A 24,321-nucleotide genomic window follows, 5' to 3' on the forward strand; every position below is an offset into this window, starting at 1 on the left:
TCCCTCCGACCACGGTCGGATGCCGAGGCACGCGCGGGGGACTAACGTGCCGTCATGGGGCCGGACTCCCCCCGCCCGTCCACGCACGGAGCAGTCGCGCTCGGCGCGCTCGTGCTGCTGCTCTGCGCGCTGGTCGCGGCCACGTTCAACGGGCCGAGCAGGGTCGGCCTCGAGCGCGACGACGACCGGTCCCGGGTCGTCGAGGAGGGCGACAGCCGGGAGCGGGCGGATCAGCGGTCCGACCCCGAGGACGGCCAGCCCGAGCCGGACGACGAGCCGTGGCTCCCGTGGCTGCCGCCGGCCGACCTGCTGCTGCTGGTGCCGTCGGCGCTGATCTTCGGTGCCGCGCTGCTGGTCCTCGCCCGGCTCCGGGTCGTACGACGGCGCCGGCGGCTCACCGGACGGGTGGGAGTGCGCCACAGCCCGGTCACCGAGGTCGCGCCGCCCGACGAGGCGGAGGAGCCGGCGCTGCCCGGGGCCCTCGACGAGGGCGCGCGCGGCATCGGCGAGGGCTCCCCGCGCAACGCGATCGTGGCCACCTGGGTCCGGCTCGAGCAGGCGGTCGAGAGCGAGCACTTCCCGCACCGGCCGGCGGAGACACCGAGCGAGCTCGTCGAGCGCGCGCTGGCGTCGTACCACCTGGACGCCGAGGCGATCGAGCGCCTGGCCGCGCTCTACCGGGAGGCCCGGTTCTCCCGCCACCCGGTCACCGAGGAGCACCGCGCGGAGGCGGCCGCCTGCCTGCGCCGGCTGCTGGCGACGCTGGGGAGGCCGGGGGCGAGGACCCGATGACCGTCGTCTGGGCTGCGATCGTGCTCACCGTGGCAGCGGTGGCGCTCTACACCGCGTTCGTGAGCCGCACGGTGGACTCCGCGACCTGGCCGGAGGATGCGCCGCTCCAGCTGCGGGAGAACCGGGCCCACGACCAGCAGATCAACCACATCGAGCGCCTGCTCTCCGTCGAGGACACGACCGCCGCCCACCAGGTGCTGCGCGAGGTGACCGCCCAGCTGCTGGCGATGCCGGTGCTGGCGGAGACCCGGCTCGACCCCGCCGCGGCGGCGTTCGTCGTCGGCCCCCCGCCGCGCTCCCCCGACCGTTATCGACGCGAGCTCGCCGAGGCACTCAGGAGGATCGAGCAGCTGTGACCGGACTTTCGGAGGTACCCCACAAGGCCCGCGCGGTCCTCGACGAGATCGAGCGGGCGGTGGTCGGGAAGCGCGACGCGCTCACCCTCGTGCTGAGCGCGATCCTGGCGGGCGGGCACGTGCTGCTGGAGGACTTCCCCGGTCTCGGCAAGACCCTCGCTGCACGGTCGTTCGCCCAGACGCTGGGGCTGGAGTTCCGGCGCGCGCAGTTCACGCCGGACCTGCTGCCGGCCGACCTCACCGGGTCGTTCATCTACGACCAGGGCAAGGCCGAGTTCGAGTTCCGCCAGGGTCCCCTCTTCACCGGCCTGCTCCTCGCCGACGAGATCAACCGGACGCCACCCAAGACGCAGGCCGCGCTGCTGGAGGCGATGCAGGAGCGCCAGGTCACCGTGGAGGGCGAGACGTTCGTGCTCGACCCGCCCTTCCACGTGCTGGCAACGGCCAACCCGGTGGAGTACGAGGGCACCTATCCCCTGCCGGAGGCCCAGCTCGACCGGTTCCTGCTGCGGGTCGGCTTCGGCTACCCGGACTCCGAGGAGGAGTGGGAGGTCCTGCGCCGGCGCCTCGAGCGGCAGCGCGAGGAGCAGACGCTCAACCGCATCGTGACCAAGGAGGAGCTCCGCGAGATCCAGGCCGCCGTCGAGACGGTGACGGTCGACCCCGACATCGGCCGCTACTGCGTCGCGCTCGCCGCCGCGACCCGGAAGCACCAGCACACCCTGGTCGGGTCGTCGCCGCGGGGCGGGCTCGCGCTGATGCTCGTCGCCCGCGCGTACGCCGTGATCGCGGGCCGTGACTTCGTCGTGCCCGAGGACGTCAAGGCGGTCGCCGTACCCGCCCTCGCCCACCGGATCACGATCCGGCCCGAGCTCTGGATGACCGACATCTCCGGCCGGTCGGTGGTCGAGACCGTGCTCGGCCAGGTGCCGGCGCCCACCGCGCGGGACCGGACCGGGTCGGCCCGATGACCGGCTGGCAGCCCACCTACGCCCACCTCCGGGCCGCGGTGGTCGGGCTGGCCACGCTCGTGATCGGCGTGGCCGTGGGGCGACCTGACGCCGTCGTGATCGCCGCGCCGCTGGTCCTGGTGGCGCTCGGCTCGGCCCGTCGCCCGACCACCGAGCCCACGGCCACGACGCCGCTGACCGCGCTCACGGTCAACGAGGGCGAGGAGGTCACGTGGGAGGGCACCGTCGAGGGGATCCCGCCCGGCGGGATCGCCACGGTCGTCCTGCCCGGGCAGAAGCTGCTCGACGTCGAGCCCTCCGAAGGGGTCCTGCTCGCCGAGGGCTCGGACGGCGACGCGCCCGGCTCAGCGACCGCGCAGGTCGCGCTGCGACCGCTCCGCTGGGGCCGGCGCAAGCTCGGCGCCCCCGCCGTCGCGGCGTACGACGCCTGGTACTCCTGGCGCTGGGGTCCGTTCCCGCTCGTGGGGATGCGGATGACCGTGCTCCCGGTGACCTCGCCGTTCAACGCGGCCGCACCGGCGCCGCACCCGCGCGGACTGGTCGGCATGGAGCGTGCCGCGCGCCCCGGCGAGGGCACCGAGTTCGCCAAGGTCCGGCCGTTCGGGGCCGGCGACCGGCTGCGCCGGATCCACTGGCCGGTCTCCGCCCGCACGGGGCGGCTGCACGTGACGGCGACGTACGCCGACGAGGACGCCCACGTCGCCGTCCTCATCGACGCGGTCAACGACGTCGGCGAGAGCACCGGCATCGACGGCGAGAAGAGCAGCATGGACCTCGCCGTCCGTGCAGCTGCGGTGCTCTCCGAGCACTTCCTCCACCGCGGCGACCGGGTCGGCGTCCGGGTCTTCGGCGCGTGGGGCGTCAGCCTCGTGCCGGCCGGGACCGGCCTGCACCAGCTGCGGCGGATCCTCGACACGCTCTGCCTGATCGAGCCCGGCACGGCCCGTGGCGAGGACGCGCTCGCGGCGCGTCAGGGCCTCGGCGCCGGCACCCTCGCGCTGATGCTCTCCCCGCTCATCGACCGTGCCGCCACGCAGCAGGTCGCCATCCTCAACCGGGCCGGCATCGACGTCGTCGTGATCGACACCCTCCCGCCGGGCATGGAGGACGAGACGGGTACGACGCCCGCGGCCCTCGCCTGGCGGATCCGGATGCTCCAGCGGCGGGTCGAGACCACCCAGCTGGCCTCGCTCGGCATCCCGGTCGTGCCGTGGGCCGGCGCGCACAGCCTGGACCAGGTCCTGCGCGACCTCACCCGGCGCCGGGCGACGCCGAGGCTGGTGGTCCGATGAATCAGCCCACGAAGAGCAGCTCCGTCACCGGGTTCGTCGTCGAGGACCGCTCCGGCGCCCGGCTGCTGACGATCACGGTCCCGGGCGTCGTCGTACGCCTGCTCACGGTCGTGCCGGTCGCGGTCGCGGTGCTCGCGGTCCACCGGGTCGCCCCCGGGACGCCGTGGTGGCCGTCAGTCCTCGTGGTGCTCCTCGCGGTGGTGGCGGCGGAGGTCCCCGACTCGGGGGCCGGTCTGGTCACGCTGGGGGGCCTGGTCGGCTGGTGGCTCGTCGCGGTCCCCGAGCCGTCGGCGGGCTGGACGTTCGTGGTCGCCTGCTGCGGCCTGGTCTTCCACCTCGCGCTGGCGCACGCCGCCGCCGGGCCGCGCGGCTGCGCGCCGTCCGCCGCTGTCGTCGGCCGGCTCGCGGCACGGTGCGGCGGGCTGCTCGCGGTCACCGGCGCCGTCGCCGTGGTGGCCGCGGCGGCCGAGGAGTGGGGCGAGCCGCCCGTCGTCCTGGTCGCCCTCACGCTGGCGCTAGCGGGCGCACTCCCCTGGCTCGTCGTCTGGCGGGTCCGCTAGTCAGGACCGTCAGATGGCGCAGCCGTCGGGGCCGCACGCCTCCGCGTCGGGTGCGCCGGGTACGGTCTCGAGGACGGGCTGCGCCTCGGCCCAGGCGCGCTCGAGGAGCTCGCTGAAGAACGCGGCGGGCTGGGCGCCGGAGACGCCGTACTTCTGGTCGACGACGAAGAACGGGACCCCGTTCGCGCCGTACGCACGCGCCTGGGCGATGTCGGCCGTGACGTCGGCGGCGTACTCCTCGCCGGCGAGCACCTCGTCGACCCGGGCGGCGTCGAGGCCGACGCCGACGGCGACCTCGCGCAGGACGGCGTGGTCGGCGACGTTGCGGGCCTCGTCGAAGTAGGCCAGCAGCAGCGCGTTCTTGAGCGCGGCCTGCTGTGCCGGGCCGCCCGCGGCGAGGGCGAGGTGGAGGAGCCGGTGGGCGTCGACCGTGCCGACGTGCGGCGACTCGTGGGGCCGGCGCCACTCCATGCCCTCCTCGGCCGCGAGGGAGGTGACCATCGCCTGCTTCTCGGCCGCCTGCTCGGCGGTGAGCCCGTACTTGCGCGCGAGCATCTGCTGCGCGGTCTCCGTCGGCCCCGTGGACCCGGTGGGCGCGGTCGGGTCCAGCAGGAACGAGTGGTAGACGACCTCGACCTGGTCGCGGTGGGGGAAGTCGGCCAGTGCCCGCTCGAGGCGGCGCTTGCCGATCGAGCACCAGGGGCAGACCACGTCGGACCAGATGTCGATGCGCACGACAGGTCCCAACCGGCGGCACCCCTGACCTGTTCCCAGGGTCGGGTCAGGGGTGGATCAAGGGGTCTGCCCGACGCGCGCGAGGGGTGGTGACCGGAAGGCTCACGGCCATGATCACCATCGAGTCCCTGACCAAGAGGTACGGCGCCTTCACCGCCGTCGACCACGTGTCGTTCACCGCACAGCCCGGTCGGGTGACCGGCTTCCTCGGGCCGAACGGCGCCGGCAAGTCCACCACGATGCGGGTGATGGTGGGCCTGACCGAGCCCACGTCCGGCCACGTGCACCTGCTCGGCCGGCCGTTCGCGGCGCTGCCGAACCCCGGCCGGGAGGTCGGCGTCCTGCTCGACGCCTCCGCCCAGCACGCCGGCCGCACCGGCCGCGAGATCCTCACCATCGCCGCCCGCACGATGGGGCTGCCGAAGGCCCGGGTCGAGCAGATGCTCGACCGCGTCAGCCTGACCGAGGAGGAGTCGGGCCGCCGCGTGCGCAACTACTCCCTCGGCATGCGGCAGCGGCTCGGCATCGCCACGGCGCTGCTCGGGGACCCGGAGGTGCTGATCCTCGACGAGCCCGCGAACGGCCTCGACCCGGCCGGCATCCGGTGGATGCGCGACCTGCTGCGCGAGTTCGCCGACCAGGGCGGCACCGTGCTGCTCTCCAGCCACCTGCTCCACGAGATCGAGGTCATCGCCGACGACATCGTGGTGATCGGCAACGGCCGGATCGTCGCCGGTGGCACCAAGCAGGAGCTGCTGGCGTCGACCGGCACCCTCGCGCGCGCCGGAGACCCGGCCGTCCTCGCCCAGGCACTCGAGGCCGCCGGTCTCGTGACGTCGGTCGCCGACGGCGCCGTCTTCACCGATGCCGACCTCGCCACCGTCGGCCGTACGGCGTTCGCCGCCGGCATCCCCCTCACCGAGCTCCGGACGGCGGACGGCGCCGGCCTGGAGGAGATGTTCCTCGAGCTGACCGCCGAGAGTCAGCGCGACCACCTGGAAGGAGCCGCGGCATGAGCACCGCGACCTTGGACGCCCCTGTCGTCGCCCCCCGTTCCCGAGAGCGGGCCGTGCCGGAGCCGATCCCGTTCACCCGGATCCTGGGCGTCGAGCTGCGCAAGATGTTCGACACCCGATCCGGCTTCTGGCTGATGGCGAGCATCGTCATCGCGTCGGTGATCGCCACGACGCTGACGATCCTGCTCGGTGACCGCGACGAGCTGTCGTTCGACTCGTTCGCCGCGTCCGTCGGCAGCCCGATGTCCATCGTGCTCCCGATCATCGGCGTGCTCGCCGTGACCAGCGAGTGGAGCCAGCGGACCGCGCTCACCTCGTTCACGCTGGTGCCGAGCCGGAGCCGGGTCATCGGCGCCAAGCTCGTCAACGCGCTGGTGATCGGTGCCGTCTCGATGCTGATCGCCCTCGGCGTCGGCGCGCTCGGCAACCTCGTCAGCTCCGCGATCACCGGCAACGACGCGGTCTGGGACATCCCCGCGTGGACGTTCGCGCAGATCGTGCTGGCCAACGAGCTCGGCATGCTGATCGGCTTCGCGCTCGGCCTGCTGTTCCGCAACTCCCCGGCCGCGATCGTCGGCTACTTCGTGGTCAACCTGGTGCTGCCCGGCCTGTCCGGCGCGCTGGCCTCCTCCCAGGAGTGGTGGCGTGACAACGCCGGCTGGTTCGACGTGAACCAGACCCGCTTCCTGCTGTTCGACTCGAAGCTGACCAACGAGGAGTGGGTCCAGCTCGGCGTCACGTCGGGGATCTGGATCCTGCTGCCGCTCGCGATCGGCCTCTGGCTGGTCATGCGGTCCGAGGTGAAGTAGTCCTTTCTGACCAGGTCGATCGTGTCCCAACGCAGGATCCCGCGCCGTCCTCGGCGCGGGATCCTGGACGTCCCGACCGAATCGAGGCACCGATGCTCGCCGCACACGCACGCGACCTTCCGGTCCGCAGGCCGGCGGCACCGCCGACTCCCGGCGAGAGGCAGGCGACGTGGGCCGCGATCCTGCTGTCCCTCCTCGCCTTCTGGTACGGCGCGGCGGTCGGTGTCAGCGCGTTGTGGAACGCGTTCGCCGGCTGACCGACGGCCCACCGAAACCTCTGCTCGCCGGGCTCACCGCTCGCGCGGGATCGCCAGCCACTCCGCCCAGGTGAGGTCGCGCCCGACGTACCGCGGGGCCGACAGCGGCCAGTCCCGCTCGATCCAGGCCGGGACCAGCGCGTCGAGCGCCGCCTCGACGTCGGATCCGACGTACTCGTCGCGCACCCACCAGGAGATGTCGGCGTCAGCGCCGGCCTTGTCGGTGGGATCGATGTAGACGCAGCCGATCAGCTCCGTCTCGTCGGCGTCGAACAGCGCGTAGTTGAACGACTCGTGCGTCTCCATCTCGTCCCAGTGGTGCTGGAGGTCCTCCCGGTCCTGCTCCGCGGTCATGTCCGCGGGTGGCCATCCCCATGCCTCGCCGTAGATCGACCAGAGGCGCTCGCGAGAGCCCATCACCGCCGGCATGTCGAGCTCGGTGTCGTCGGGGTGGATGGGCCGGAGGTGGTGTCCGGTCGGGAGCTCGACGCGGGTGGGGTGCTGCCAGTCCTCGGGCAGCCAGGGGGTCTTGTCTTCGGTCACCGCGGCACCCTACGTCCGGGACGCCGGGCGCACGCCCCTTTTAGTGCTGGAGGGTCGGGTCCCAGCGGTTCGCCAGGAGCGTGAAGCTGGGCGTGTCGTCGAGAGAGGTCATCGCCTCGTAGATCCGCTCGTACGACGTCGCGGCGATCCGCCAGCTGCCGTCGGCGTCGCGGCGGTACTCGTCGCGGTAGTAGCCGGCGCCGCGGATCAGGACTCTCATCTCCGGCACGATCACGGTGTCCTCGAAGGCCCACGAGCCCGTCGCGGAGTCGCCGTCGACGTCGATCTCGGGGTGGTTGGCGATGTGGACGGTCACCACACCGGGGCCGAGGTTGTCGGTCATGAAGCCGACGACCGCGTCACGACTGTCGTAGTGGACCGGCTTGTCCATGGCCTGGGTCCCGTAGCGGGCCCGGACGTCCACCGTCAGGCAGTCGCCGAAGGTGGCCCAGTCCTTGAGGTCCAGAGAGCGGAAGTAGCGGTGCTTGAGGCGCTTGATCTCTTCGACTGCGACGAGGTCCACGGCCCGAGCCTAGCCGAAACTAGAACAGGTTCTCGTTGAGAGCCCGCGGAACCCCGTACGGCCCGCACCCCGGAGGGTGCGAGCCGTAGGACTCAAGCAGTGGGACGGGACTCAGCGAGCGGCGGAGCCCTCGACGTAGTCGGAGTCCTGCTGCTTCCACGCGAAGTGGGAGCGGAGCGCCTTGCCGGTCGCCTCGATCGGGTGGGCGGCCTCCTGCTCGCGCAGGGACAGGAACTCCTTGGCGCCGTTGTCCTGGTCGCCGATGAAGCGCTCGGCGAACGACCCGTCGCGGATGTCGGCGAGGATGCCCTCCATCGACTTCTTCACGTTCGCGTCGATGACCCGCGGACCGGAGACGTAGTCGCCGTACTCGGCGGTGTCGGAGACCGACCACCGCTGCTTGGCGATGCCGCCCTCCCACATGAGGTCGACGATCAGCTTGAGCTCGTGGAGCACCTCGAAGTAGGCGATCTCCGGCTGGTAGCCGGCCTCCATCAGGGTCTCGAAGCCCGCCTGCACCAGGTGGGAGACGCCACCGCAGAGGACGGCCTGCTCACCGAACAGGTCGGTCTCGGTCTCCTCGGCGAACGTCGTCTTGATGACGCCGGCGCGGGTGCCACCGATGGCCTTCGCGTAGGACTTCGCGAGGTCCCAGGCCTGGCCGGAGGCGTCCTGCTCGACCGCGATGATGTCCGGGATGCCGCGGCCGGCGACGTACTCGCGGCGCACGGTGTGGCCCGGCGCCTTCGGAGCGACCAGGATGACGTCGACGCCCTCGGGGGCCTCGATGTAGCCGAACCGGATGTTGAAGCCGTGGCCGAACACCAGGGTGTCGCCGGCGGCCAGGGCCGGGGCGATCTCGTCGCGGTAGAGGTGCCGCTGCACCTGGTCGGGCGCGAGGATGACGATGACGTCTGCCTCCTCCGCGGCGTCGCGCGGGGTGAGGACGCGCAGGCCCTCCTCCTCGGCCTTCGCGCGGCTCTTCGAGCCCTCCTGCAGGCCGACGCGGACGTCGACGCCCGAGTCGCGGAGGTTCAGCGCGTGGGCGTGGCCCTGGCTGCCGTAACCGATGACGGCCACGTGCTTGCCCTGGATCAGGGACAGGTCGGCGTCGTCGTCGTAGTAGATCTCAGCCACTGGGGGCCACTCCTTCTTGGTTGGGGAAAACGTGGAAGCTCAGCTGTTGGCAGCCGGAGGAACGGGTACGGCGACCGGCTTGCCCCGCTCGGAGATCGAGCGCGGCCCGCGGCCGATCGCGATGGCGCCGGACTGCACGAGCTCGCGGATGCCGAAGGGCTCGAGCACCCGCAGGAAGTCGGCGATCTTGCCGGCGTTGCCGATGGTCTGGATGGTCACCGCGTCGGCGGCGACGTCGACCACCTTGGCGCGGAAGAGCTGGACGGCGTCGAGCACCTGGCCGCGCATCTCGGGCGTCGCGCCCACCTTGACCAGCACCAGCTCGCGCTGGACCGACGCGGCCGGGTCGAGCTCGACGATCTTGATCACCTCGACCAGCTTGTTGAGCTGCTTGGTGACCTGCTCCAGCGGGCTGTCCTCGACGTTGACGACGATCGTCATCCGCGAGATCTCGTCGTGCTCGGTCGGGCCGACCGCGAGCGACTCGATGTTGAAGCCACGCCGGCTGAACAGGGCGGCGATCCGGGCAAGGACGCCCGGCTTGTTCTCGACCAGGACGGAGAGGGTGTGCTTGGCCATGGCTTACAGATCATCCTCGTCGAACTGGGGCGCGAGGTCGCGCGCGTACTTGATGTCGTCGTTGCTGGTGCCGGCGGCGACCATCGGCCACACCATCGCGTCGCGGTGGACCCGGAAGTCGACCACGACCGGGACGTCGTTGATCTCCATCGCCTTCGCGATGGTGGCGTCGACGTCGTCGGGCGACTCGCAGGCCAGGCCCACGCAGCCGTAGGCGTCGGCCAGCTTCACGAAGTCGGGGATCCGCTTGGAGTGCAGGTCGGTGTTGCTGTAGCGGGAGTTGTAGAACAGCGTCTGCCACTGCCGCACCATGCCGAGCGACTCGTTGTTGATGACCGCGACCTTGATCGGGATGTCGTTGATCGCGCAGGTCGCGAGCTCCTGGTTGGTCATCTGGAAGCAACCGTCGCCGTCGACCGCCCACACGGTGTTGTCGGGCATGGCGACCTTGGCGCCCATGGCCGCCGGGACCGCGAAGCCCATCGTGCCGAGGCCGCCGGAGTTGATCCAGGTGTTCGGACGCTCGTAGGAGACGAAGTGCGCGGCCCACATCTGGTGCTGGCCGACGCCGGCGGTGTAGATCGTGTCCGGACCGGAGATCAGTCCGAGTCGCTCGATGACGTACTGCGGGGCGAGGCCCCCGTCGGTCGGCTTGTCGTAGCCGAGCGGGTACTTCGCCTTCACGCCGGCGAGGAACTGGACCCAGCCCTCGAAGTCACCGGTGTTGCCCGCCTCCTGCTCCGTGCGCAGGGTGGTGATCAGGTCGATCAGCACCTCACGGACGTCGCCCACGATCGGGACGTCGGCGTGGCGGTTCTTGCCGATCTCGGCCGGGTCGATGTCGGCGTGGATGACCTTGGCCCCGGGGGCGAACGAGTCGAGGGTGCCGGTCACCCGGTCGTCGAAGCGGGCGCCGAGGCTGATGATCAGGTCGCTCTTCTGCAGACCGGCGACCGCGGCGACGGTGCCGTGCATGCCCGGCATCCCGAGGTGCTGCGGGTGGCTGTCGGGGAAGGCGCCCCGCGCCATCAGCGTGGTGACGACCGGCATGCCGGTCAGCTCGGCGAGCGCGAGCAGCTCCTTCGACGCGCGCGAGCGGATCGTGCCGCCGCCGACATAGAGCACCGGCCGGCGGGAGTCGAGGATCAGGCGGGCGGCCTCGCGGATCTGCTTCGCGTGCGGGCGCGTGACGGGGCGGTAGCCGGGGAGCACGATCTCGGTCGGCCAGTCGAAGGTCGTGTCGGCCTGCAGCGCCGACTTGGCGACGTCGACGAGCACCGGGCCGGGACGCCCGGTGGACGCGATGTGGAACGCCTCGGCGATGGTGCGCGGGATCTCGGCGGGGTCGGTGACGAGGAAGTTGTGCTTGGTGATCGGCATCGTGATGCCGCGGATGTCCGCCTCCTGGAAGGCGTCGGTGCCGATCATCGCGGCCCCGACCTGGCCGGTGATGGCGACCATCGGGACGGAGTCCATGTGGGCGTCGGCGATCGGCGTCACCAGGTTGGTCGCCCCCGGGCCGGAGGTGGCCATGCACACGCCCACCCGCCCGGACGCGGCGGCGTACCCTTGCGCAGCGTGGCCGGCGCCCTGCTCGTGGCGGACCAGGATGTGGCGGATCGGGCTGTCCATCAGCGGGTCGTACGCCGGGAGGATCGCGCCCCCGGGGATGCCGAAGATGTCGGTCACGCCTGCGGCCTCGAGGGACTTCACCAGGGACTCGGCCCCGGTGACTCCCCCGCCCTGCAACTGCTGCTCGCTCATCCGGCTTTCGTTCCTTACATCTCGTGGTGCCCGCGCACCCGGCACTGGCTGGTCGTCGTACTCAACAAAAAACCCCTCGGTTGCGAGGCAACGAGGGGCGGACGCGCGTGGCTGGGTCAGCCGGCGCGTCCGGTGCGTACGAGAATGAGGCTCTGGCGCATGCGCACAGACTACGCCGTCGCACGTCGTGCCGTGCGCCCAGCCTCCCACGCGTCCCAAATGACAAGACGGCCGTCTCAGATTCGGGAGTTCTCACGGGAGCACGAGCTCGCCGATCGGACCCGGGTTGAAGGCGACCTCCCAGCGGTAGCCGTCGGGGTCGGCGAAGTAGCCGGTGTAGCCGCCCCAGTCGCGCTCGACCGCGTCGGCCACCGGGTCGGCGCCGGCGCGGCGGGCGGTGGTGAGCACCGTGTCGACCGCCTCCTTCGTCGCCAGGTTGTGGGCGAGGGTGATCGGCGGCAGGCCCCCGGACATCGGCTCCGCGCCGACCTCCGCCGCGAAGTGGGCGCGGTCCCAGAGCGAGAGGACGAGGTGCTCGCCGGTGCGGAACATCAGCACCTCCCCCGGCACGTCGAGCTCGGGGTGCCAGCCGAGCCCGTCGACGTAGAACCGCCGGGTGGCGTCGAGGTCGGTCACGGCCAGGGTCACGAAGCTGATCCGTTGCTCCATGCGGCCAGCCTGTCACGACCCGCGGACAGCCGCCTCGAGCTCCTCGAGCACGTCGGGCACCGCCGCCTTCGCGGCATCGGCGGCGCGCCGGGCGGCCTCGACGACGGTGAGGTACGACGCCCGCGGGGCGGCCTCGTCCGGGAGCGAGTCACAGACGTAGTCGGCCAGCAGCAGCGCGTCGCGGTGGTCCCCGAGCAGCGACTGGATGCGCGAGCCCAGCGCCCCGAGCGCCGCCGCGTCCTTCCCGAGCACCTCGGCCGGCGGTCGCGTGACCGCGTCGGCGGTGTGCCGGAGCCGGCGCGCGGCCTTCCGCAGCGAGTGCGCCGCCTCGGCGTCGTCCTGGTAGTCGGGGACCTGGCGGAGGACCCGGTCGACCTGGGCCGTGACCGCCTCGCGCGCGACTGCCTCGGCCGGCCGGTCGCCGCCGTCGACGAGCGCCGGCGACCCGGCCCACGCGGAGAGGGCCGCGGTCAGCTGACGCGCCTCCGGCGACGCAGCCCAGCTCACGAGCGCGCCGTGGGCATCGGCGTGGGCCGCCAGGAGCGGCGCGACCAGGCGGCCCCGCAGCACGCTGTCGAGGCCGACCTCGGTCGCGACCTCCTCGCACCACTCCGTACGGACCTCGAGGTCTCGAGCCCGGCCGAGCCGGTCGCCGTACTCCGCCAGCCGGGCGCGCAGCCCGCCGACGGCGCCGGGCTCGAAGTGGTCCGCGAACGCGGCAAGGACGTTGCGCAGCCGGCGGACCGAGGTCCGCAGCTGGTGGACGGCGTCGGGCTCGTCGGCGACCGCTGCCGGCGTCCGCTCCTCGATGTGCGCGACCAGATCACCGACGATGCCCGTCAGCATCTCCCCCGCGGTCACCTCGGCCCCGCCCATGGTCCCCACCCTGCCACGCGCGGATGTCCCGACGACCGACGGGAAGAAAACTCGAAGAGGGTTCCCCCACCCTGCATCCGTTGGATCTCTCCGGGTGGGCGCGCCGCTCTGACGCCGCTACAGCGCCGACAGCCGCGTCAGCTGCCGGCCGTCCCCGTCGAAGTTGGCGGGGTCGAGCCACGCCCGATGCGCAGCCGAGACCTGCGGCCACTCCTCGGCCGTCACCGAGAACCAGTCGGTGTCGCGGTTGCGGCCCTGGGTGACCATGTGGTTGCGGAACCTGCCCTCGTAGACGAACCCCAGTCGCCGGGCGGCCCGTCGCGACGGCTCGTTGAGGCTGTCGCACTTCCACTCGAACCGGCGGTAGCCGAGGTCGTCGAACGCGTGCCGCATCAGCAGGTGGATCGCCTCGGTCGCCGCGCGGGTCCGTTGGAGGGCGCGCCCGAAGAGGACGCCCGCGACCTCGACCTGGCCGGTCCGTGGATCGATCCTCATGTACGACGCGATCCCGGTCGCCCGGTCCGCGCGCTCGCCCTCGGTCGGGACCAGCGTGAACGTCAGGTCCACCGGGGAGTCGACCAGCTCGGCGAGGTGCATCCAGAGGTCCGCCAGTGACGTCGGCCTGGCGATCGGCCGGTAGGTCCACAGCCCGCCGTCCTCGAGCCCGCAGACGGCGTCGTAGAGGTCGGCGTAGTGGACCGAGCTCAGCGGGATGACCCGGACGTAGCTGCCCTGCAGCGTGACCGGCTCGGGCGCGGGCCGCGGCTCCCAGCCGGGCACGACGTCGCCGACGTACTGACCGAAGGCGTTCTGCTCGGGCACACCCCTCACCACCGGGAGCGGAGGACGGCGTCGAGCTCCGACCCGACCGGGTCGTCGGTGGAGCGGACGAACACGGCGGCGACACTGCCCCCGCCGTTCGCGTCGAGGCGGGCGGCGATCGCCCGCCAGGCGGCGAGGTTCGGGTGGTCGACCTCCGTGCACGCCGCCGCGGGCGCGAGGGCCGTGATCGCCTCGTCGAGCTGCTGGCGGCTGACCTCCAGGGTGGCCGTGCCGCCGTCGTGCTTGAGCACCGTGGCGAGCACGACGGCGGGCAGCTTGTGCGTGCCGCCCGGCTCGTTGACGTGGACGAACTCGCCGTCCACCGCGAGCCCGTAGGACACGGGGTACTCCCACCCGTCGATCTGGGCGGCCAGGCGCTCGCGGATCGCGGCCAGGCCGGCCAGCGTGGACCACTCGTCGAGCGGGTCGTCGTCGAAGGCGCGCAGTCCGTCGAGGCTGGTGCGGTTCTTGCGGCGCCGGTAGTCGGCCGAGCCCTCGGCGCCCTTGCGCCGGAAGTACCGCTGCATCAGGTCACGCTCACCCGCATAGGTCATCAGCGGCACGCCGTAGCCGCATGAGTCCGAGACCCGCTCGACGTCGACCACGACGATCGCGCGGGCGCCGGGCAGCTCGGTGAAGTGAGCGGCGAGCCCGTCGTACTCCTCGTCGTAGAGCGTGACCACCCGCCCGGTGCCGTGCAGGCGCACGATGTTGGGCGGGCCGTCGAACGCGCAGAACATCACCGTGATCCGGCCGTTCTCCCGCAGGTGGGCGATGGTCTCGCTCCCGCTGCCGGTCCCGTCGAGCCAGGCGAAGGTGTGCTCGTCGAGCACGGCGAAGGTCCCGGCGACGCCGCGCGGAGACAGGTTGACGTGCCCGTCGGCGGCGAGCGGCGCCGTCGCGACGAAGAAGACGTGCTGTGCCTCGATGAACTCCCGCACCCGCCCCGCGACGGACTTGTACACCTTTGCCATGCGGCGAGCGTAGTTGTCGCGGCGGCGGGAACCATCGGGAGTCCCGCGGTGTAATGAGGACACCAGCCACCACAACCGGAGCCAGCGACGGACGACACCGAGGCGGTACGGCGCGCACAGGCGGGTGACCGGGACGCGTTCGCGCACCTGGTCGCCCGGCACGGTGCTGCCGCGACCCGGGCGGCGGCCTGGTTCGGCGCCGGACCGGACGTCGACGATGTGGTGCAGGAGGCGTTCGTGAAGGCCTGGCAGGCGCTCGACCGGTTCCGTCCCGGAGCGCCGTTCCGGCCGTGGCTGGTCCGGATCGTCGCGAACCAGACCCGCAACACGGTGCGCGGGCGCGGTCGCCGCGACGCGCTCGCCGTCCGCGCGCTGGACCTGCGGGAGGGACCGGACCCGGCGCTCGACGTCCTCGCCGCGGAGCGGCAGCGCGCGTTGCTGGCGGCCGTACGCCGCCTTCGCACCGCCGAGCGGGAGGTCGTGGTGTGCCGGTGGCTGCTCGGGCTCAGCGAGGCGGAGACCGCGGCGGCGCTCGACATCCCACCGGGCACGGCGAAGTCGCGAGCGTCGCGGGCCCTCGCCCGGCTGCGCGGAGAGCTGACCGACCTGGAGGCGAGCCATGATCGAGCATGAGCTGGCGGCCCTGGCCGACCGCGTGGCGCCGGCGGTGCCGGCCGACCTGCCCGACCGCGTGCTGGCCAGGCTCGACGAGCCCCGGCCGCGGAACCGCGGGCGGATCGTCGCGGCGGCCGCAGCAGCGGTGGCGGCCTGCTCGCTGCTGGTGCCGCAGGTGCGGGCGGTCGCCGTGGACCTCCTCGGGGTGGCCGGGATCGAGATCTCGCAGGAGACGCCCGACGCACCGCCGGAGCCACGCGCCCCGATCCCGGACCCGCGGCCGGGCTCGGTGGCGGACGCGCGGGCCGCCGTCGACTTCCCGGTCGCGGTGCCGCGCCGGCTCGGCCCTCCGGACGAGGTGGTGGTCTCCGACGGCGACCGCCTGGTGACGATGACCTGGCACGACGCCGGGGTCGAGCTCACCCAGTTCGAGGGCCGGCTCGGCCCGGTCTTCAGCAAGGACGTCGGCGACACGGCGGTCGAGCCGGTCCGGGTACGCGGTGTGCAGGCGTGGTGGATCGGCGCGCCGCACGACGTCACCTACGTCGACCGGGAGGGAGCCGAGGTCACCGCGACGGAGCGGCTGTCGGGCCGGACCCTGGTCTGGGACGCCGGCTCCGGCGTCACCTTCCGGCTCGAGGGTGGGCGGCTGGACGTCGCGGAGGCCGTCGCGATCGGCCGGTCCGTCCGCTGACGCGGAACCGAACCCGCGCGGGCGGGGTATCCGTGGCATGAAGACCGTTCTGCGAGCGCTGTCCCTCGTCCTCGTCCTCGTGGCCGCCGCGACGGCGGCCCCCGCCGTCGGGAAGGGTCCGACCGACGTCGCGGTGACCGGTCCGGGCGTCGACGCCCACCTGACCTACGAGAAGCCCGTCGCCGGCGTCGACATGGGGACGCTCGGCGACGCGTCGCGGATCTTCGCCCTGTTCGGCTCGGGCCGGCTGGCCCGGTCGCCGGGTCTGACACCCGCGGAGCTCGGCCCCCGCTACGTCCTGACCTGGACCGTCCTCGACATGGACTGGGCCGTCCAGCACGCCTACCCGTTCGCCGAGGGCGGGGCGTGGGTGCGATTCCTGCCCGGGCAGGGGAAGGGAGGCTGGGCGCGCACACCGGCGCTGGCCGAGCACCTCGTCGCGATGGGCGCAGCGGCCGAGCCACATGCCGTCGTCGCGACCGTCCGGCCCGAGGCTGCTCCGGTCGGGCCGGCCGGGCCCGACGGGCCGTTGACGGAAGCGGCGGCGGGCGAGGAGGCCGGCCGGACGTCGTACGACGCCGCCTGGCCGGCGGCCCTCCTGCTTCTCCTCGTGGTGACGGCCGGCCTGCTGATCGCCCGGAGGCGGCTCAGCCGGTGATGGCGCCCAGGGCCGCCGACTGCACCGTCCTGGCGTACTTGCCGAGCACGCCGCGGGTGTACTTCGGCGGCAGCGGCTCCCAGCCCTCCTTGCGCCGCTCCAGCTCCTCCGGCTCCACGTGGAGCTCGAGGGTGCGGTTCGCGACGTCGAGGGTGATCGGGTCGCCGTCGCGGACGAACGCGATCGGTCCTGCGTCCACGGCCTCCGGGGCGATGTGGCCGACGCAGAGGCCCGTCGTGCCGCCCGAGAACCGGCCGTCGGTGACGAGCAGGACGTCCTTGCCGAGACCGGCACCCTTGATCGCACCGGTGATCGCGAGCATCTCGCGCATGCCCGGCCCGCCCTTGGGACCCTCGTAGCGGATCACGACCACGTCGCGGGGCTGGATCCTGCCGTCCTCGAGCGCGTCCATCGCGGCGCGCTCGCCGTCGAACACCCGGGCCACGCCGTCGAAGACCGACTCGTCGAAGCCGGCGCTCTTCACGACCGCGCCCTCCGGGGCGAGGGTGCCCTTGAGGATCGTGATGCCGCCGGTCTTGTGGATCGGCTTGTCGAGCTCGCGGATGATGTCGCCGTCGACGGTCGGCGGGGCGATGTCGGCGAGGTTCTCCGCCAGGGTCTTCCCGGTCACGGTGAGGCAGTCGCCGTGCAGCAGGCCCGCGTCGAGCAGCGCCTTCATGACGACCGGGATGCCGCCGATCCGGTCGACGTCGTTCATCACGTAGCGGCCGAACGGCTTCAGGTCACCGAGGTGCGGGACCTTGTCGCCGATCCGGTTGAAGTCGTCGAGGTCGAGGTCGACCTCGGCCTCGCGGGCGATGGCCAGCAGGTGGAGGACGGCGTTGGTCGAGCCGCCGAGCGCCATGGTGACGGCGATGGCGTTCTCGAACGCCTCCTTGGTCATGATCTGGCGGGCGGTGATGCCGCGGCGGAGCATCTCGACGACCGCCTCGCCGGACTTGTGCGCGAAGCCGTCGCGGCGGCGGTCCACCGCCGGCGGAGCCGCCGACCCGGGCAGCGACATGCCGAGCGCCTCCCCGATCGAAGCCATCGTGTTGGCGGTGTACATGCCGCCGCAGGCGCCCTCGCCCGGGCAGATGGCCCGCTCGATCCGGTCGACCTCCTCGCGGGTGATCTTGCCGGCCAGGCACGCACCGACCGCCTCGAAGGCGTCGATGATCGTCACGTCGCGGCCGTCGACGTTGCCCGGCATGATCGAGCCGGCGTACAGGAAGACGCTGGCCAGGTCGAGCCGCGCGGCCGCCATCAGCATGCCGGGCAGCGACTTGTCGCAGCCGGCCAGCAGGACCGACCCGTCGAGCCGCTCGGCCTGCATGACCACCTCGACGGAGTCGGCGATGACCTCGCGCGACACCAGCGAGAAGTGCATTCCCTCGTGGCCCATCGAGATGCCGTCGGAGACCGAGATCGTGCCGAACTCCAGCGGGTAGCCGCCGCCGGCGTGCACGCCGTTCTTGACGGCCTTCGCGAGCCGGTCGAGCGACAGGTTGCAGGGGGTGATCTCGTTCCAGCTCGACGCGACGCCGATCTGGGGCTTGGCGAAGTCGTCGTCGCCCATGCCGACCGCGCGCAGCATGCCGCGGGCGGCCGCCCGCTCCAAGCCGTCGGTGACGTCGCGCGAGCGGGGCTTGATGTCGGGCTGGTTGCCCGTGGAGGCGGCGTCTTGGTCAGTCGGTCGAGCCATGCGTCGAGGGTAGTCGGGGCGGCAGGTCGCGACCGCCCCGTGTCCGGTCCTTGTGCCGGCCCCTGCTCAGTCCTGCGTGACGCCCGCCTTGACGCACAGGACGTCGGGCAGGTTGCTCACGATCTGCCGCCACGTGGCCCCGTCGTCCGCCGAGGCCCAGACCGAGCCGTTGCGGGCGCCGAGGTAGAGCCCGGCCGGGTCGTGGGTGTCCGCGCACATGCCGTCGCGCATGACGCCGACGTAGAACGGGTTCGGAAGGCCGTCGTCGTACGGCGTCCACGACCCGCCCGCGTCGTCAGACCGCCAGACCCGGGCCTCCGCGTCAGGCGGGTAGCGGCCGTCGCCGCCGCCGAGCGGGAAGACGTAGATCGTGTCGGGACGGTGCGGGTGGACGACGACCGGGAACCCGAAGTCGCTCGGGAGGTCGTCACCGATGGAGGTCCACGACCCGCCCTCGTCGTCGGACCGGTAGACGCCACCGTGGTTCTGCAGGTACAGCCGCTCCGGGCGGCTCGGGTGACGGGTCACCTTGTGCACGCACTGGCCGAACTCCGGGTAGCGCTGGTCCTCGGGGAGGAAGTCCGCCCGGATCCCCTGGTTGCGCGGCTCCCAGGAGCCGCCGCCGTCCCGGGTCTGGTAGACCCCGCCGGTCGAGATGGCCGCGGTGATCGAGTCCGGGTCGGTCGGGTGCGGGAGGATCGTGTGGAACGCCTGGCCGCCGAAGCCGGCTCCCCACTCCTCCTTCTGCGGGTGCTTCCACAGCGCCTCCTCGAGCGCGAACGTGGCGCCGCCGTCGACCGACGTCCACACCGCGCCCGGCTCGGTGCCCGCGTGCAGGACGCCGTCACCGACCCCCGGCACGATCTGCCACACCCGCTCGACCGTCGCGCCGCTGCCCTCGGGGAACCGGATCGCGCCACCCGGGGTCTCCTGCCAGCTCTCCCCGAGGTCGTCCGACCACCGCACCTGGGGGCCGAGCCAGCTCGACGACGTCCCGGCGAACAGCCGCGGTCTCGACCCGCGCGTGTCGACCAGGCAGGAGTAGACCTCCTCCATGTCGTGGTGGGGACCGCTCCAGGACCACTCCTCGCGTCGGTCGTCGGACCGGCCGACCCAGAGCCCCTTGCGGGTGCCGACCATCAGGATGGTGCCCATACGTATCTCCGTTCTCGCTGGTCGAGCCGGTCGAGACCCGGCGGCTACGCAAACACTGACCGGTTGGCGTCCACGATGTCATCGGTCACCGACAACCTCCTTCGAAAAATGCCGGTGGCGGGCGGTCCTCCGACCGCCCGCCACCTGCTGGTGCTCTCTGTCAGACCAGTCCGTCAGACCAGTCCGCCGTTGCGCATCAGGCTGAAGAAGTTGGCCACGGTGGTGTTCACCCGTGTGCCGTGGTTGTTCGTCGAGTGCGGCGAGGATCCGTGCAGACCGTAGGCGTGGATGCCGATGGCGCACGTGCAGCTGCTCGAGGTCACCGTGAAGAGCGGCGATCCGCTCTGACCACCAGCGGTGTCGTTCCGGTAGAACATCTGGGTGGACGAGGTGGCCTGGATCGTGCACTGGACGAAGCTGGTCGACGTCGTGCTCGTCGAGCAGTTGTCCGCGTCCCACTGGGTGCCGCTCGGCTTGTCACCCGGGTAGCCCTGGGTGTCGACGGCGTTCCCGACCGCCTGGCTGGAGGTCGTCCAGCCGAAGTAGCCGGTCGTGTCGCCGATGTTGCAGCTCAGCGTGATGGCGCCGTAGTCGTGGGTCTCCGCGCCGCTGCTGTTCCAGGTGCTGTTGGTCCACAGCTGGCTGGCCTTGGCGACGGTGTTGCCCGGGCACAGGTACGGGCTGCTCGACCCGCTGCGGCCGGGGAAGATCTGGAAGCTCGGCTTGTTGAAGAACCCGGAGCCGCCGTTGGCTCCGAAGTTGACGCAGTGGCCGGCAGTGGCGACCACGTTCGGCGCGATCATGAAGCCGGTGCACGAGGACGTGCCGCTCGTCGCGGTCGTCTTGAAGGTGATCCACACGACAGCGCGGTTCGGGTACGACGTGGTCGCGGTGATCTGGACCCGCCGGTCCGGAGCGATCGGCGTCTCGGCAGCGGAGCCGCCGCCGGCACCCGTGGTGGACGGGGTCCTCCGCTGGACCGTCGAGATCGGGGTGTTCGTCCCGCGGTAGGAAGGCGCCGAAGAGCTGGAGCCGGCCTCGCGGGCGAACTCGGCCGCGCTCACGACGCTGCCGTTGCTGCTGATGAACTGCTCGTCGGCAACGGCTGCGGCGCCCTTGCTGGCCGGCGCCGGCGACGCCGTGGCCGAGGTCGCGAACGGTGCCGCCGCCACGGGTGCGGCCAGGACGCCGAGCACGACCATGCGACTGAGTAGCCGCCTTCTTGCATTCATTTCCGGCCCCTTTCGGGCTGTGCTGGGTGGGAGCGAGCGCGGTGTCCCTGGTGTCACCCAGCCCGTGATGGATGCCGCCGCCGTGCCAGTGACGCTAGACGGGTTCAGGCCTGCGGGAATCCGCCAATCGGATGCAAAACGGCCGTTCGGACCGGTTTTTGGCCCGTCGGCGCTCCTAGGGTTGGCCGGGTGACGCACCCACGGCTCGAGCGGGGTCCGGCTATCGGGCTGGTGCTCGTCGGCATCGCCACGGTCCAGCTCGGGGCCGGCGTCGCGAAGAACCTCTTCGACGAGATCTCCCCCACCGGCCTGGTCTGGCTGCGGCTCGCGTCCAGTGCGCTCGTCCTGCTGGTGGTCGCCCGGCCCCGGTTCCACGGCCGCGACCGCACCGACTGGTTGACCGTCCTCGGGTTCGGGGTGTCCCTCGGCCTGATGAACTGGGCGATCTACCAGTCCTTCAGCCGGATCCCGATCGGGATCGCGGTCACCATCGAGTTCATCGGGCCGCTCGCGCTGGCGACGTTCGGGTCTCGTCGGGCCCGCGACCTGGCCTGGGTCGCGCTCGCAGCGCTCGGCGTCGGACTCCTCGGCGCCGAGCGGGCCGACCTCGATCCCGTCGGCGTGGCGTTCGCGTGCCTGGCCGGCGCGTCGTGGGCCGGGTACATCCTGCTCAGCGCGCACACCGGACGGCGGTGGGAAGGCCTCGACGGTCTCGCCGTCGCCAGCCTGGTCGCGGTGCTGCTGCTCTCGCCGACCCTGGCCGGCACCGACCGGGGCCCGCTGGCGGACCCGCGCATCATCGCCCTCGGCGCCGTGGTCGGCCTGCTCAGCTCGGTGATCCCCTACAGCTGCGAGCTGGTGGCGCTGCGCCGGCTGCGCCCCGCGCTGCTCGGCGTGCTGATGAGTCTGGAGCCCGCGGCCGCGGCCCTGGCCGGGCTGCTCGTCGTCGGTGAGCAGCTCAGCCTCGTGCAGTGGGCGGCGATCGCCTGCGTCGTCGTCGCCAGCGTCGGCGCCACCCGGACGACGACACCTCCCGAGCCGGCGCCCACCGCCGGTTGAGAGGCGCGACCGGCCCACCCGGGCCCCACCAAGGCAGGCCCTCGCACGCCGGATCATTTCACCGAACTGTCACGTCCCCCTGATGTGCCCGAGACGACGTCGGCACTACCGTTGGCCCATCCCCCATGCTTCCCCCCTCGGAGTGACGCCGTGTTCCCCTCCCTGCGCCATCTCGTCCGCCTCCGCCAGGCCATCTCGGACTGGCCGGTCTCGTCGCAGCAGCTCTCCCGCCGCAACGCCATGATCGCCCTCAGCGCCTGCTCCCGCCGCCGGGAGGAACGTGAGGAAGTGGCGTCGTACCTCGCCGGACGCGCCGCCGAGCGCACCGCCCACGGCTGACCGGCACCACTCGGCCCGGCCCCGGCCGTGCCCGTGTGCGGCACGGCACACCCCGGAGCGGGCCCGCCTCGGGCAGAATCCGGGCATGTCCACTTCCACGCCCGACGCCACCCGGACGGGACTCGTGTCGTTCCACGACATCCTGTCCGACGACGGGACCCACGTCCGGGCGTGGACCAACGACCCCGACGGCCTGATCGACGGGCCGACCGTCGTGCTGTGCAACGGGCTCGGCACCAACGCCTACCTCTGGCCGGCGCTGCTCGACCCGGCCTGCGGCGTCCGCGTCGTGTCGTGGAACCACCGCGGGGTCGGCGGCTCGGACCGCCCGGCCGACAAGAGGCACGTGGAGATCGAGCGCTTCGTGGAGGACGGGCTCTCCGTCATGGACCACTTCGGCATCGACCGGGCGGTCCTCATGGGCTGGTCGATGGGTGTGAACACCATGTTCGAGCTCGCGGTCCGCAACCCCGAGAGGGTCGCCGGCCTGTTCGCCGTCTGCGGCGTGCCCGGTGACACGTTCCGCACCATGCTCGCGCCGTTCCGGCTCCCCCACCCGCTCGGCCGGCTGATCACGATCACCGCGTGCCGAGCGGCGAAGCTGACCGGCTGGGCCGTCAGCCCGGTCACGACCCGGCTGCCCATCGGTCCCCGCGCGGTGGCGCTGATCTCCCACAGCGGCTTCATGCTCCCGGTCGCCGACCCGGAGATGACCGCCGTCGGGATCCGCGAGTTCATCAAGACCCCGGTGCAGTGGTACGCCCACCTGGCCCTCGGCACCTCCAAGCACGCCCGCGTCTCGCTGAGCGACATCGAGGTCCCCGCCCGCTTCGTCGCCGCGACGTACGACGTGCTGGCCGGTGCCCGCGACATGGCCACCGCGGCCGACCGGCTGTCCGACGCCGACTACGTCGAGCTGCGCGGCTCCCACTTCATCCAGCTCGAGCAGCCCGACCAGGTGCACGCGCTGCTTCTCGACTTCCTGGACAAGGTCGCGTCACGTCAGTCTGAGTAGGGTCGCCGCATGAGCGCCCGTCGTCCGACCGTCGCCCTGGTCGCCCTCGCGGCTCTGCTCGTCGGGCTCGTCGGGCTCGTCGGCTGCAGCGAGGAGGACGACCCGCCCGTCGCCGAGAGCACCCAGACGCCCGCCACGTCCGCTCCGACCAGCGACCCGCCGGACCCGAGCCCGACGACCGACGGAGGTGGCCGGCCCGAGGTGGTCGACACGGTCGCGAGCGGGCTGTCCGTGCCGTGGGGCCTCGACTTCCTGCCCGACGGCCGCGCCGTCGTGACGGAGCGGGACACCGCACGGGTGCTGGTGATCACGCCACCGGAGGGCGGGGGCGAGGGTGAGGTCGTCGAGGTCGGCCGGATCCCCGAGACCGCCCCGCAGGGCGAGGCCGGGCTGCTGGGCGTGGCCGTCTCCCCCGACTTCGAGCAGGACCACCTCCTCTACTTCTACGTCTGCACGGCCGAGGACAACCGGGTCGTGCGCGCCGAGCTGACCGGCGGCGAGCTCGGAGAGACCGAGCCGATCCTGACCGGCATCCCCGGCGGGTTCATCCACGACGGCGGCCGGCTGGAGTTCGGGCCGGACGGCTACCTCTACGTCTCCACCGGGGAGATCGGCGAGGACGAGCTGGCCCGGGAGCGCAGCGGCTATGCCGGGAAGATCCTCCGGATCACCGCGGACGGCGAGCCGGCTCCCGGCAACCCGTTCGACGACGAGGTGTGGTCGTGGGGCCACCGCAACGTGCAGGGACTGGCGTTCGACGACGACGGTCGGCTGTGGGCGAGCGAGTTCGGGTCCAGCAGCTTCGACGAGCTCAACCTGATCGAGGCCGGCGACGACTACGGCTGGCCGGTGGTCGAGGGCGAGGGCGGCGAGCCCGACTACCACGACCCCGAGCTCACCTGGCCCGTCGACGAGGCCTCGCCGTCCGGCCTGGCCTACCTCGACGGGGAGCTCTGGATGGCCGCGCTGCGCGGCGAGCGGCTCTGGCGGATCCCCGTCGACGGCCGGGCCGCCGGCGACCCCACCGCGTTCCTCGCCGGCGAGTACGGCCGGCTCCGCACCGTCGTGGTCGCGCCCGACGGGCGGCTCTGGCTCACCACCAGCAACCACGACGGCCGCGGGCAGCCGACCGCCGAGGACGACCGGATCCTGGTGGTGGCGCCCTAGTTGTGAT

At 72.4% G+C, this 24,321-nt stretch carries 27 protein-coding genes and 1 pseudogene; 15 read left to right on the plus strand and 13 right to left on the minus strand.

What is annotated here, in order from left to right; translation table 11 throughout:
* Positions 1-54 precede the first annotated feature (54 nt).
* Genes F0U47_RS17600 through F0U47_RS17620 form a run of 5 tightly spaced genes read left to right on the plus strand, consistent with a single transcriptional unit; the run spans position 55 to position 3,971 of the window.
* Positions 55-792, plus strand: coding sequence for a DUF4129 domain-containing protein (locus F0U47_RS17600; protein ID WP_149751791.1), 738 nt, complete (start codon positions 55-57; stop codon positions 790-792).
* On the plus strand, positions 789-1,148 hold the full coding sequence (locus tag F0U47_RS17605) for a hypothetical protein (protein WP_149751792.1): 360 nt from the start codon (positions 789-791) through the stop codon (positions 1,146-1,148). The genes F0U47_RS17600 and F0U47_RS17605 overlap by 4 nt, the downstream gene beginning before the upstream one ends.
* Positions 1,145-2,119, plus strand: a complete 975-nt coding sequence (locus F0U47_RS17610) for an AAA family ATPase (RefSeq protein WP_149751793.1) — start codon at positions 1,145-1,147, stop codon at positions 2,117-2,119. Before F0U47_RS17605 ends, F0U47_RS17610 begins: the two co-directional genes overlap by 4 nt.
* Positions 2,116-3,411 carry a DUF58 domain-containing protein gene (locus F0U47_RS17615; protein ID WP_149751794.1) on the plus strand — a complete coding sequence of 432 codons (1,296 nt, stop codon included), beginning with the start codon at positions 2,116-2,118 and terminating at the stop codon, positions 3,409-3,411. The genes F0U47_RS17610 and F0U47_RS17615 overlap by 4 nt, the downstream gene beginning before the upstream one ends.
* Positions 3,408-3,971 (plus strand): hypothetical protein, encoded by a 564-nt coding sequence (locus F0U47_RS17620; RefSeq protein ID WP_149751795.1) that lies wholly within the window; start codon positions 3,408-3,410, stop codon positions 3,969-3,971. Before F0U47_RS17615 ends, F0U47_RS17620 begins: the two co-directional genes overlap by 4 nt.
* Before the next feature lie 9 nt (positions 3,972-3,980).
* Here the strand turns inward: F0U47_RS17620 and F0U47_RS17625 are convergent, their stop codons facing one another.
* Complete coding sequence (locus F0U47_RS17625; protein WP_149751796.1) at positions 3,981-4,706, minus strand: DsbA family oxidoreductase; 726 nt, start codon at positions 4,704-4,706, stop codon at positions 3,981-3,983.
* A 110-nt stretch (positions 4,707-4,816) separates the two neighbouring features.
* On the opposite strand from F0U47_RS17625, the gene F0U47_RS17630 reads away from it, so the two are divergent.
* The 3 genes from F0U47_RS17630 to F0U47_RS21345 all read left to right on the plus strand — a co-directional run bounded on the left by F0U47_RS17630 (position 4,817) and on the right by F0U47_RS21345 (position 6,788).
* The gene (locus F0U47_RS17630; protein ID WP_149751797.1) at positions 4,817-5,722 is read left to right on the plus strand and encodes an ABC transporter ATP-binding protein; all 906 of its coding nucleotides are present in this window, start codon (positions 4,817-4,819) and stop codon (positions 5,720-5,722) included.
* Positions 5,719-6,531: an ABC transporter permease gene (locus F0U47_RS17635; protein ID WP_149751798.1), complete on the plus strand. Its 813-nt coding sequence runs from the start codon at positions 5,719-5,721 to the stop codon at positions 6,529-6,531. The genes F0U47_RS17630 and F0U47_RS17635 overlap by 4 nt, the downstream gene beginning before the upstream one ends.
* 92 nt (positions 6,532-6,623) lie before the next feature.
* Complete coding sequence (locus F0U47_RS21345; RefSeq protein WP_188111407.1) at positions 6,624-6,788, plus strand: hypothetical protein; 165 nt, start codon at positions 6,624-6,626, stop codon at positions 6,786-6,788.
* A gap of 33 nt (positions 6,789-6,821) precedes the next feature.
* On the opposite strand, the gene F0U47_RS17640 is transcribed toward F0U47_RS21345, so the two are convergent.
* The 9 genes from F0U47_RS17640 to F0U47_RS17680 form a co-directional block, all read right to left on the minus strand.
* Positions 6,822-7,331: a GNAT family N-acetyltransferase gene (locus F0U47_RS17640; RefSeq protein WP_149751799.1), complete on the minus strand. Its 510-nt coding sequence runs from the start codon at positions 7,329-7,331 to the stop codon at positions 6,822-6,824.
* Positions 7,332-7,371: 40 nt separating this feature from the next.
* Complete coding sequence (locus tag F0U47_RS17645) at positions 7,372-7,854, minus strand: nuclear transport factor 2 family protein (protein WP_149751800.1); 483 nt, start codon at positions 7,852-7,854, stop codon at positions 7,372-7,374.
* Between the two features lie 111 nt (positions 7,855-7,965).
* Positions 7,966-8,991 (minus strand): ketol-acid reductoisomerase, encoded by a 1,026-nt coding sequence (ilvC, locus tag F0U47_RS17650; RefSeq protein ID WP_149751801.1) that lies wholly within the window; start codon positions 8,989-8,991, stop codon positions 7,966-7,968.
* 39 nt (positions 8,992-9,030) lie between these two features.
* Positions 9,031-9,570 carry an acetolactate synthase small subunit gene (gene ilvN, locus F0U47_RS17655; RefSeq protein WP_149751802.1) on the minus strand — a complete coding sequence of 180 codons (540 nt, stop codon included), beginning with the start codon at positions 9,568-9,570 and terminating at the stop codon, positions 9,031-9,033.
* Positions 9,571-9,573: 3 nt separating this feature from the next.
* A complete protein-coding gene (locus F0U47_RS17660) occupies positions 9,574-11,334 on the minus strand; it encodes an acetolactate synthase large subunit (protein ID WP_149751803.1) in 1,761 nt (586 codons plus the stop codon).
* Between the two features lie 252 nt (positions 11,335-11,586).
* Positions 11,587-12,003 carry a VOC family protein gene (locus F0U47_RS17665; protein WP_149751804.1) on the minus strand — a complete coding sequence of 139 codons (417 nt, stop codon included), beginning with the start codon at positions 12,001-12,003 and terminating at the stop codon, positions 11,587-11,589.
* Between the two features lie 12 nt (positions 12,004-12,015).
* Positions 12,016-12,879, minus strand: a complete 864-nt coding sequence (locus F0U47_RS17670; RefSeq protein WP_149751805.1) for a CHAD domain-containing protein — start codon at positions 12,877-12,879, stop codon at positions 12,016-12,018.
* Positions 12,880-12,996: 117 nt separating this feature from the next.
* On the minus strand, positions 12,997-13,710 hold the full coding sequence (locus F0U47_RS17675) for a GNAT family N-acetyltransferase (RefSeq protein WP_246159683.1): 714 nt from the start codon (positions 13,708-13,710) through the stop codon (positions 12,997-12,999).
* The gene (locus tag F0U47_RS17680; protein WP_149751806.1) at positions 13,707-14,675 is read right to left on the minus strand and encodes a pyridoxamine 5'-phosphate oxidase family protein; all 969 of its coding nucleotides are present in this window, start codon (positions 14,673-14,675) and stop codon (positions 13,707-13,709) included. Before F0U47_RS17680 ends, F0U47_RS17675 begins: the two co-directional genes overlap by 4 nt.
* Positions 14,676-14,819: 144 nt before the next feature.
* Between F0U47_RS17680 and F0U47_RS17685 the strand changes: the two are divergent.
* From F0U47_RS17685 to F0U47_RS17695, 3 genes and pseudogenes are all read left to right on the plus strand, one after another.
* Positions 14,820-15,308, plus strand: a pseudogene (locus F0U47_RS17685) (RNA polymerase sigma factor); the annotation flags it as partial.
* Entirely contained in the window at positions 15,295-15,984 is a 690-nt protein-coding gene (locus F0U47_RS17690) for a hypothetical protein (RefSeq protein WP_149751808.1), read from the plus strand. The pseudogene F0U47_RS17685 and the gene F0U47_RS17690, both read left to right, overlap by 14 nt.
* Before the next feature lie 37 nt (positions 15,985-16,021).
* On the plus strand, positions 16,022-16,642 hold the full coding sequence (locus tag F0U47_RS17695) for a hypothetical protein (RefSeq protein WP_149751809.1): 621 nt from the start codon (positions 16,022-16,024) through the stop codon (positions 16,640-16,642).
* Here the strand turns inward: F0U47_RS17695 and ilvD are convergent.
* The 3 genes from ilvD to F0U47_RS17710 all read right to left on the minus strand — a co-directional run bounded on the left by ilvD (position 16,632) and on the right by F0U47_RS17710 (position 20,704).
* Positions 16,632-18,347, minus strand: a complete 1,716-nt coding sequence (gene ilvD, locus F0U47_RS17700; protein ID WP_149751810.1) for a dihydroxy-acid dehydratase — start codon at positions 18,345-18,347, stop codon at positions 16,632-16,634. The two genes, F0U47_RS17695 and ilvD, sit on opposite strands and share 11 nt — an antisense overlap.
* 66 nt (positions 18,348-18,413) lie before the next feature.
* Positions 18,414-19,502, minus strand: a complete 1,089-nt coding sequence (locus F0U47_RS17705) for a WD40/YVTN/BNR-like repeat-containing protein (RefSeq protein ID WP_149751811.1) — start codon at positions 19,500-19,502, stop codon at positions 18,414-18,416.
* 173 nt (positions 19,503-19,675) lie between these two features.
* Positions 19,676-20,704, minus strand: coding sequence for a trypsin-like serine peptidase (locus F0U47_RS17710; RefSeq protein ID WP_188111408.1), 1,029 nt, complete (start codon positions 20,702-20,704; stop codon positions 19,676-19,678).
* 219 nt (positions 20,705-20,923) lie between these two features.
* Here F0U47_RS17710 and F0U47_RS17715 point away from each other — a divergent pair, with 219 nt between their 5' ends.
* The 4 genes from F0U47_RS17715 to F0U47_RS17730 all read left to right on the plus strand — a co-directional run bounded on the left by F0U47_RS17715 (position 20,924) and on the right by F0U47_RS17730 (position 24,314).
* On the plus strand, positions 20,924-21,793 hold the full coding sequence (locus F0U47_RS17715; RefSeq protein ID WP_246159684.1) for an EamA family transporter: 870 nt from the start codon (positions 20,924-20,926) through the stop codon (positions 21,791-21,793).
* Between the two features lie 150 nt (positions 21,794-21,943).
* Entirely contained in the window at positions 21,944-22,132 is a 189-nt protein-coding gene (locus F0U47_RS17720; RefSeq protein WP_149751813.1) for a hypothetical protein, read from the plus strand.
* 85 nt (positions 22,133-22,217) lie between these two features.
* Positions 22,218-23,147: an alpha/beta fold hydrolase gene (locus tag F0U47_RS17725; protein WP_149751814.1), complete on the plus strand. Its 930-nt coding sequence runs from the start codon at positions 22,218-22,220 to the stop codon at positions 23,145-23,147.
* Between the two features lie 9 nt (positions 23,148-23,156).
* Positions 23,157-24,314, plus strand: coding sequence for a PQQ-dependent sugar dehydrogenase (locus F0U47_RS17730; RefSeq protein ID WP_149751815.1), 1,158 nt, complete (start codon positions 23,157-23,159; stop codon positions 24,312-24,314).
* Positions 24,315-24,321: the final 7 nt, after the last annotated feature.

Origin of the sequence: Nocardioides antri (assembly GCF_008373765.1) — a bacterium.
Classification (GTDB): domain Bacteria; phylum Actinomycetota; class Actinomycetes; order Propionibacteriales; family Nocardioidaceae; genus Nocardioides; species Nocardioides antri.